The sequence below is a fragment of the Bacillus crepusculi genome (genome assembly GCF_014764715.1).
GTDB lineage: Bacteria > Bacillota > Bacilli > Bacillales > Bacillaceae > Bacillus.
In genome coordinates this window covers 54,235-61,636 of the sequence record NZ_JACXXE010000013.1, presented here as the reverse complement: position 1 = coordinate 61,636, position 7,402 = coordinate 54,235, and the positions used below count along the sequence as shown (strand labels likewise).

13 protein-coding genes are annotated in these 7,402 nt (G+C 45.7%); 9 read left to right on the top strand and 4 right to left on the bottom strand.

Translation table 11 applies throughout. The features are described from left to right. From IEE86_RS17055 to IEE86_RS17020, 8 genes are all read left to right on the top strand, one after another. Nucleotides 1–589: right-handed parallel beta-helix repeat-containing protein (locus IEE86_RS17055; RefSeq protein WP_191098239.1), on the top strand; the 589-nt coding region annotated here is incomplete at its 5' end. A 14-nt stretch (nucleotides 590–603) separates the two neighbouring features. After that, nucleotides 604–2,037, top strand: a complete 1,434-nt coding sequence (locus IEE86_RS17050; protein ID WP_191098238.1) for a phage baseplate upper protein — start codon at nucleotides 604–606, stop codon at nucleotides 2,035–2,037. An 11-nt stretch (nucleotides 2,038–2,048) separates the two neighbouring features. Then, a complete protein-coding gene (locus tag IEE86_RS17045; RefSeq protein ID WP_144666569.1) occupies nucleotides 2,049–2,336 on the top strand; it encodes a hypothetical protein in 288 nt (95 codons plus the stop codon). Next, nucleotides 2,336–2,476, top strand: coding sequence for an XkdX family protein (locus tag IEE86_RS17040; protein ID WP_180310289.1), 141 nt, complete (start codon nucleotides 2,336–2,338; stop codon nucleotides 2,474–2,476). The genes IEE86_RS17045 and IEE86_RS17040 overlap by 1 nt, the downstream gene beginning before the upstream one ends. A 30-nt stretch (nucleotides 2,477–2,506) precedes the next feature. Continuing rightward, nucleotides 2,507–2,773: a hemolysin XhlA family protein gene (locus tag IEE86_RS17035; protein ID WP_066030329.1), complete on the top strand. Its 267-nt coding sequence runs from the start codon at nucleotides 2,507–2,509 to the stop codon at nucleotides 2,771–2,773. 25 nt (nucleotides 2,774–2,798) lie between these two features. Continuing rightward, entirely contained in the window at nucleotides 2,799–3,542 is a 744-nt protein-coding gene (locus IEE86_RS17030) for a peptidoglycan-binding protein (RefSeq protein ID WP_191098237.1), read from the top strand. After that, nucleotides 3,539–3,778 (top strand): phage holin, encoded by a 240-nt coding sequence (locus IEE86_RS17025; protein ID WP_081124750.1) that lies wholly within the window; start codon nucleotides 3,539–3,541, stop codon nucleotides 3,776–3,778. Before IEE86_RS17030 ends, IEE86_RS17025 begins: the two co-directional genes overlap by 4 nt. A gap of 91 nt (nucleotides 3,779–3,869) precedes the next feature. Beyond that, nucleotides 3,870–4,421 carry a hypothetical protein gene (locus IEE86_RS17020; protein ID WP_191098236.1) on the top strand — a complete coding sequence of 184 codons (552 nt, stop codon included), beginning with the start codon at nucleotides 3,870–3,872 and terminating at the stop codon, nucleotides 4,419–4,421. 15 nt (nucleotides 4,422–4,436) lie between these two features. On the opposite strand, the gene IEE86_RS17015 is transcribed toward IEE86_RS17020, so the two are convergent. The 3 genes from IEE86_RS17015 to IEE86_RS17005 are packed head-to-tail and all read right to left on the bottom strand — an operon-like array spanning nucleotide 4,437 to nucleotide 5,260. Then, nucleotides 4,437–4,781 carry a YolD-like family protein gene (locus IEE86_RS17015; RefSeq protein WP_191098235.1) on the bottom strand — a complete coding sequence of 115 codons (345 nt, stop codon included), beginning with the start codon at nucleotides 4,779–4,781 and terminating at the stop codon, nucleotides 4,437–4,439. Nucleotides 4,782–4,826: 45 nt separating this feature from the next. Then, nucleotides 4,827–5,042, bottom strand: coding sequence for a hypothetical protein (locus tag IEE86_RS17010; protein ID WP_191098234.1), 216 nt, complete (start codon nucleotides 5,040–5,042; stop codon nucleotides 4,827–4,829). A gap of 14 nt (nucleotides 5,043–5,056) precedes the next feature. Further along, nucleotides 5,057–5,260 carry a helix-turn-helix domain-containing protein gene (locus IEE86_RS17005; RefSeq protein WP_144492938.1) on the bottom strand — a complete coding sequence of 68 codons (204 nt, stop codon included), beginning with the start codon at nucleotides 5,258–5,260 and terminating at the stop codon, nucleotides 5,057–5,059. A gap of 127 nt (nucleotides 5,261–5,387) precedes the next feature. Between IEE86_RS17005 and IEE86_RS17000 the strand changes: the two genes are divergently transcribed. Beyond that, entirely contained in the window at nucleotides 5,388–6,176 is a 789-nt protein-coding gene (locus IEE86_RS17000) for a helix-turn-helix domain-containing protein (protein ID WP_191098233.1), read from the top strand. Nucleotides 6,177–6,212: 36 nt separating this feature from the next. Here the strand turns inward: IEE86_RS17000 and IEE86_RS16995 are convergent, their stop codons facing one another. Continuing rightward, nucleotides 6,213–7,274, bottom strand: a complete 1,062-nt coding sequence (locus IEE86_RS16995) for a tyrosine-type recombinase/integrase (protein WP_191098232.1) — start codon at nucleotides 7,272–7,274, stop codon at nucleotides 6,213–6,215. Nucleotides 7,275–7,402: the final 128 nt, after the last annotated feature.

Sequence of the window (7,402 nt, the reverse complement as noted above, 5' to 3'; positions counted from 1 at the left end):
CGGACGGAAAGATTATCAGACGATTGACGACGTGGTAATCTCAGGAAACGTGATTGATGGCGTTGATGCGCGTCACGGTATTCACATTTCAGACGTTTACAACTATACGATCTCAAATAACGTAGTCGACAACGTAGGACACCACGGTATTTTGATAACACGCAGCACTTACGGATCAGCTACAGCAAATACGTTGCGCGGTGTCAAAGGTAACGGAATCCGTATCGAAGAGGGTCGCTGCAATAACGTAACGGTCGCAAATAACATTTTGAAAGACGTAGGCTTTTCCGGTATCTCCGTATCAGGAGAATCGCGAAGAGTACGCGTCTTTTTTAATACGCTCGTTGACGTAGGAACGCGAGCAACCGAAAGTGACGGATATGATGGGATCATTTTCTTATCCGGTGTTGCACGGTCCATGTGTGCATTCAACGATATTACCGGATTAGGTATGCGTCACGGTATTTATCTGACGAATACGTGCTCGCAAATTTCATCTTACGGTAACTACGTAAAGGGTGCGGGCTTCGACGATAGCTATAACGATAACAGCATCGACCCGATCACTTCGACTGCGAACGTTATTTAAAGGGAGGAAAACGGATGTTAGCAAAAGATGGCGCTTTGTCTTTCGACGTCAATGCGCAAACAAAGCGGACTATCAATGCCGCCATACAATTTAGCACGCAAGATATAAAAACGGCGCGCCTGTCCTTTAAGCTCACGAAGGATGGCGTTCCTTTACCGTTGTCGGCGGTCGTCGGCAAGTTAGTGCTTGCGATGGCGGACGGGAGCCGTTTTATACGTGCAATCACACTAGTAAATAAGCCGGAAGGACTTGCCGAATACGTATTGGCTGCAGACGAAATTCGTCATTATGGCGCAGTAAAAGCCGAGTTGATTCTTTACTATACGAATGGTCAGGCGCTTTCGATTCATAAATTCGGCTTCAACATCGAGCAGTCACTTATCGACCAAAACATCGTTCCAGTTGCGGAATACTACATCGACGACTTCGAAACGCTTCGGGGTCAAATTAACGATCTTTATGACGACGTAGTAGCAACCGTCGCAGAGATCGAAGCAAAATTCGAAGACTTGGATAACGTTGAAACGAAGGTTGGGGCGCAAGAAAAAGTAGATGCTCACGCAAATAATGCGGATGTCCATGTCACTGCGCAGAAGAAAGCGGAATGGGACGCCAAAGAGACGACGGTCGGCGCCCAGGCGAAAGTGACCGCCCACGCAAACGATACAGTGAAACACGTAACTAACGAAGAGCGGTCGACCTGGAACTCGAAGGAAACAACGTCCGGTGCGCAGCAGAAGGTAGATCTCCACGCGAACAACCTAGACTTGCACGTTACCGCGGAAGATAAGACGAAGTGGAATGCGGGGCAGCTTCGGAAGCTAACGGCCGATACCGGCTCTTTTAAGCTTAATCTAGCCGGCAAGGACTTATATACGGACCTACTAACGGCTCGGACGGCCACTTTCTACGGAAATAGTACGTCAGCAAACGGACCTAGTTCGGCTTCGCTCCGCGGCTTTCAAATTGCAGAGGATAATGTTGGCGAAGTCCTAGCGATGGGTAATGACGGATCTACCTGGCGTAATACCTTCGGGTCCGGTACTTTCCGCGGATGGAGACGTCTTTTAGATACGAAAGATACTGCCGTTGTGTGGGAAACGCCGTCGTTAGGCAATGGATGGAAGCAATACGTATCGCCGGACGGATTTCCTCACACGTTGCGCTACACGAAGGATGCGTTCGGTATCGTAGAGATTATCGGATCAATCGCAGGTGGGGCGTTAGGTAATAACGTCGCGGCGTTCACGTTGCTGCCGGATTATTTTCCGATCCAATCAATGCATTTTATCGGAGTAGCTTCGAGTGTAGGAACGACAAACGTCCCGCAATACCACCGTACGTATATCGGAACAGACGGAAAGGTCTGTATTCAATCGTGTTCTAATACGGCTAATCCGAACGAGTTTATAACGTTTGGCTTCCGTTTTAGGGCTGCGAAAGTTTAGGAGGTGCTTTAATGATACGCGTATATAAATACGATGAAAATTACGTATGGATTGCAGCCGGAGAGATACTCGTTGATGTAGAAAATGGCGAAGAAATTCCGGAAGGATACACGCCAATCAAACCGCAAGACGGCCTGTTTATCGCGAAGTTCGATCCTGAGAAAGAAGAGTGGTTCGAAGGTGCAACGCAAGAGTATATCGATAGTCTCTTTCCGGAGGCAGAACCGTCCGAAATTGAAGTTCTACGCCAGCAACATGCCGAGTTGGTTTTTACGCTAATGATGGGAGGGGTGATTTAATGAATTGGTTCGCGATCATCAAGAAGTTTTATGCGGACGGGGATTGGACGAAGGAACAGGTCGCTTCAGCGGTCGTCATGAAAAAGATTACGCCGGAACAGTACGAAGAAATCACAGGCGAGCCTTACGTAGAAGCGTAGGCTTTTTATTTTGGAAGGAGAGACGTTCTTATGGCGGAGCCGAGCAATACCGAATTAAACGAAAAGATTTCGGATATTCGTGAGTGGCTCGTTCGTATTGACACGAAGGTCGACTATTTCAACGATGTTAAAACAAAAGCAGACCAAGCGGACGAGAAAGCAGACGAAGCGCTGGCATTGGCGAAGGAAAACCGCGCAGACATTTTAGACATGCGTGCAAATACGAAATGGGTGTGGGGCGTGATGCTAACGGTGGTAGGTTTATTGCTATCGGTTGGCATTGCGCTTTTTAAATAGATAAAACGAAAAGGGAGACGATTATATGGCACTAACTTACGATAAGAGAAACCGAGAAAATCTCGCAAAGTTGGCGGATAACACAAAAGCGGCGGCACTCAAATGGTACGACTATTTGGTTGCGGAAAATATTGACGTCCTTATCTACGAAACTATTCGTACTGAAGCGCAACAAAGAGAAAACGTTGCGAAAGGCGCTTCTCAGACGATGCGTTCTTATCACCTCGTAGGGCAGGCGTTGGACTTCGTGCCAGTAAAAGGTAAGGATACGCTGTGGAACGGTTATGGTGCCGCGGATATTAAAAAGGCGGTGGCTAAAGCGAAAGCGCTCGGGTTTGAGTGGGGTGGAGACTGGAAGACTTTCGTAGATAAACCGCATCTTCAGTTTAACCATAAAGGATACGGAACGGATACGTTCGGTAAAGCGCCGGCTAAAACGGGCACAGCGACTAAGCCGGTTCAAACAAACGCACCTAAGGCGCCGGCTAAAACGTCAGCCCAAAAACTAACGGTGCCGACGGGCGTTATTCGTCAAGGTGCTCGCGGTACATCCGTCACGCAACTTCAGAACGCATTGGCATCTGTTTATTTCTACCCGGACAAAGGGGCGAAGAATAACGGAATCGACGGCATCTACGGTCCGAAAACGTCAAACGCAGTCAAGCGATTTCAGTCGACGCAATCCGGCATCGCAAACGACGGCATCTACGGACCAGCAACACGCGCAAAACTAGTAGCGGCTCTTAAGAAAGCGGGGTATAGCGTATGAAGACAAATATTAGTGCAGGAACGGTGACTCGATTTATTCTACTTGCGTTAGCTCTCGTAAATAGCGGGCTGACGATGTTTGGCGTTCAGACGATTCCGGTAGACGAAGCGGCAGTGTCCGACTTTATTGCGTTGCTTTTTCTCGGTGCGACTTCGCTATTAGCGTACTGGAAAAACAACGACGTAACAAAGAAGGCCCGCGAAAGAAAAGCGTTGGATGAAGTCGGCAAGAAATAAGCGGAACTTTTGGCGGTTGCTTACGTATAAAACGTAGGTAGCCGTCTTACATAACAATGACGTATAATTAAAAGAAAAAGGTCGTGGTTAAATGAAGCGTGTCAGACTACTTTTTTCTATAGTAATAGCCTTGCTGATAATTGCGGGGTGTTCGTCGAATACTCAGCCGAGCAATAAAGACGAAGAAGTTCAGGCGAAAGAGACTGCTGCGAATGAGGACTTAAGTGAAGATAGCGGTATTTGGTTATATAGTGCGGAAATGGATGACGAGGAGAATTACGATGGTTTAGATATTAAAATTGATAAAGTACTCATCTCTCCGTCGAGCGCTCATATAGCGATTAAAGGTTCGATGGCTAATATCAGCCATTCGTCCTTTGAAGCCTATCCGGCAACGAATCCGATTACTTTGAACACGGGAGAAGAGTTAGGTCCGGAAGAAGTGATAACGGTATCGGAGGAAGGGTCGGCTGTGATGAAGAACAAAGGCGATAGGCTCGACTTCTTTTACGCATGGCCGATGTCTAATACGTCTCCTAGCGAAGTGACAAGCGTGAGTTTCTCGTGGAGGATCTTCAAAACAAACGGAGATGATGTACTCGAAGCAGCTACATTCTCACGAAAATATACGCTTAATCAATAACGAAAAGCCCCGTCCCTAACCGGATGGGGCGTTTTTTACGTTCAATATATCCGCAAACTTAACGAAATTAGTATCGCCGCGATTATCCTTCACACGAAATTCCTTCCGTAGATGATCTACGTATATAACGCGCCCACTTACTTCACGTATGAAGCCGTCATCGTATAAATCGAAATCTAGCGGCAGGTCTTCGCTGACTGCCGAAGAAATAACGAACTCAAATTCGGCGAATTGTTCGTCGCTTAATACCGGGCGTTCTATCTTCTGCTTTGCGAGGCGTAATTGACGCAAAGCTTCGTTGTGCTCCGGCAATATAAACTTCATTTGCCAGCGGTTCTGATCCTTTCGTTCGTCCCACATCGGCGACACCTCCGGCTACATTATAACCGAATGTGTGTTCGTTTATCAATCCTTAAAAATTTCGTCCGTAGATGATACACCTCTGTCTATATCTCGGAGTAGCATTTCGAAACTGCTTTCAATATTTTCAGCAATCCTTTTAACAGAAGCGGTTCCGGGTGTTTTTGAATCCTCGTAAAAATGGCCTTCTTTAATGTTATTTAATTGCGATTTAATGTAGCTGATATCTGTTGAAAATTTATCTCTTACGGATGATGTCATAGTTTATTTTCTTCCTATCGTACCTCGAATAGTTTATTCATATCGCTTATCCCTAAAACCTCGCATATCTTTCCGATGTGTGTTCGATTAACTGTTGTTCTTTGTTGTTGCGATATCTCACTGATAACATTCGGGCGCAATCCTGCTTTTTCTGCGAGTTCTTTTTTAGTCATGCCGATTTCTGCGAGAAGATCGTCTAACTTTACATATAACTCCATCGAATTACCTCCGTTTCTATAGATTGAGTATATCGGAATATCGCTATCGTGTAAATAAAAATATTGACATATCGATATTTATTTCGTTAATATTAAAATAACGATATAGCGATATGGAGGTATCGATATGCATTACTTAGCGGAACACCAAACGTTCTCGTCGACGCAGGCTCTAAATACAGCCGTCTATGAGCACATCAAACGAAACTCATACGACCTATCTGACACGGCGCGGACCGCACTTAAACAGATCGCACGCTACGCGGTCAAGTTCGCAGGCGCAGCGCATCTCAAAGCGGAAACTCTAGCGGGCCTGATCGGTAAATCCGTAAAAACGGCACGCCGCGTTCTTAATCAACTGGCTGCGCTGAACATCGTCAAGAAGGTGGCAACGACTCGGAAAATCAACGGAGGCAAGGGCGCGAACATCATCGTCATCTTACCGTTAGTCGCGAATGACCAGTCGACAGTGTCCACTCGACCAGCGCCGGAAAATGCCGATACACCAACGGTTGAGACGGCGAAAATCGAAAATGAACCATCGGATTCTATTAATCTTAAAAATCAAAAGCACGTTAAAGATACGGCTGCGGTTCCGGCTGAAGCGCTGAAAAACTCGTTGCCAACGGAAATCTACAGCGCAATGAGTCGCTACTTTGACGCAGCAGAAATCTATAAATATTACGGCTTGTTATTGCGTGCTAAGGCTTCCGTAGATCCTGCGCTAATGATCGAGCATGATCCGGAGCCATTCGTAGATGCGTGGCACAAAACGATACTCAAAGCGAAATTGAACGAAATTAGCCGTTTTGATGACTACGTGTATATTTCGTTCCAACGTGCAGCAAGCGAGGCAAAACGTAGGAAAATGCGTGGTAAATTAGAGGAGTTCGAGGCGTTTCTTGAAGAGGAATAAAATAAGCGCAAAAAAAAAGACGGCAACTAAGCCGTCCTATCGTTTTCGAAAAGTCTTCCGTTCCTTATTTAATTTTTCCGTTATTTGAACAAGCGGAGAATGTTTCGAATGTTGTTCTTTCAGCGAGCTTTTAGATAAGTGAGTGTACCGTTTAACCATACGCATATCTCTATGTCCCAGCATCGCTTGTAAGTGCCGGATGTCTCCACCGTTTTCTAAGTACATCGTAGCGCCAGTATGTCGGAATAAGTGAGGGTGTACCTTTTTAGTAATACCGACTTGTTCTGCGTATCTATTTAATTGTTTCCGAAAATGGTTCGTCTCTAATTGTTCTCCATAGTTACTTAAGAATACGAAGGGGCTTTCGAAGTCTTCGTTTTCTATAAGAAGTTCTTTTATTAAGTTCATCGTTTTTCTTTCGAGAGGAACGAATCTTCCTTGTCGTGTTTTAACGTCCCAGGCGCTGAAGTACACGGTACTTGACGCATAATCGACGTTTTCTTTCGTTAATGATAAGATTTCACCGATCCTCGCCATTGAATCGATTAGAAACGTCATGATCACATAGTCGCGAAATCCGACGAATGTTCTTTGATCCGGCGCGCTTAAAAGCCTTCGAAGTTCATCCGGAGATAATATATTTACCATTTCTTCCGGATCGTTGACCAATTTCGTATCATCAAACGGATTTAATAAGACCGAACCTTCGCGCTGGGCGAAACGGAAAAGCGTCCGTAATGTTTTTATATAATCGTTTACGGACTTCGGCGACATGCCAGGCGTTTTGTGTTCGTCTTTTTTGAACTTATGTCCGTCGAATTTAACCCGTTCGTGTAGCAAATATGCAACAAAGCCGCGAGCAAAGTCAACGTCTATATCACGTATATCATCGTCTAGTCCGACCATCCGTGCGTATTCTAATAAGTAACGACACGCCCTCCGGTACCGATCGATAGTTTCCGGTGCTCTATTTTCCGCGAGCTTTGCTTCGCATATTTTATCGCAAATAACCGAGATTGAATACGTTTTGCCGCGTGTGGTTTTAGTTATCGTTCTCTCCGCCTTAACGCGCTTACCTTTCCGTCGTTCTGAATGCATAAAAAATCGCCTCCTATTCGTATAGAAGACGATCGATTTACCGGTGCGCTACACTGCGCAATATAGGAGCGGTACACTTCGTTAAGTCAACGCTTAAGTCACCGTTAAGTAAACGTTGATGTACCGCC

Excerpts from the sequence above, each read along its gene's own strand:
- IEE86_RS17050 (WP_191098238.1), top strand. The coding sequence starts at position 604 with ATGTTAGCAAAAGATGGCGCTTTGTCTTTCGACGTCAATGCGCAAACA.
- IEE86_RS17045 (WP_144666569.1), top strand. The coding sequence starts at position 2,049 with ATGATACGCGTATATAAATACGATGAAAATTACGTATGGATTGCAGCC.
- IEE86_RS17040 (WP_180310289.1), top strand. The coding sequence starts at position 2,336 with ATGAATTGGTTCGCGATCATCAAGAAGTTTTATGCGGACGGGGATTGG.
- IEE86_RS17035 (WP_066030329.1), top strand. The coding sequence starts at position 2,507 with ATGGCGGAGCCGAGCAATACCGAATTAAACGAAAAGATTTCGGATATT.
- IEE86_RS17030 (WP_191098237.1), top strand. The coding sequence starts at position 2,799 with ATGGCACTAACTTACGATAAGAGAAACCGAGAAAATCTCGCAAAGTTG.
- IEE86_RS17025 (WP_081124750.1), top strand. The coding sequence starts at position 3,539 with ATGAAGACAAATATTAGTGCAGGAACGGTGACTCGATTTATTCTACTT.
- IEE86_RS17020 (WP_191098236.1), top strand. The coding sequence starts at position 3,870 with ATGAAGCGTGTCAGACTACTTTTTTCTATAGTAATAGCCTTGCTGATA.
- IEE86_RS17015 (WP_191098235.1), bottom strand. The coding sequence starts at position 4,781 with ATGTGGGACGAACGAAAGGATCAGAACCGCTGGCAAATGAAGTTTATA.
- IEE86_RS17010 (WP_191098234.1), bottom strand. The coding sequence starts at position 5,042 with ATGACATCATCCGTAAGAGATAAATTTTCAACAGATATCAGCTACATT.
- IEE86_RS17005 (WP_144492938.1), bottom strand. The coding sequence starts at position 5,260 with ATGGAGTTATATGTAAAGTTAGACGATCTTCTCGCAGAAATCGGCATG.
- IEE86_RS17000 (WP_191098233.1), top strand. The coding sequence starts at position 5,388 with ATGCATTACTTAGCGGAACACCAAACGTTCTCGTCGACGCAGGCTCTA.
- IEE86_RS16995 (WP_191098232.1), bottom strand. The coding sequence starts at position 7,274 with ATGCATTCAGAACGACGGAAAGGTAAGCGCGTTAAGGCGGAGAGAACG.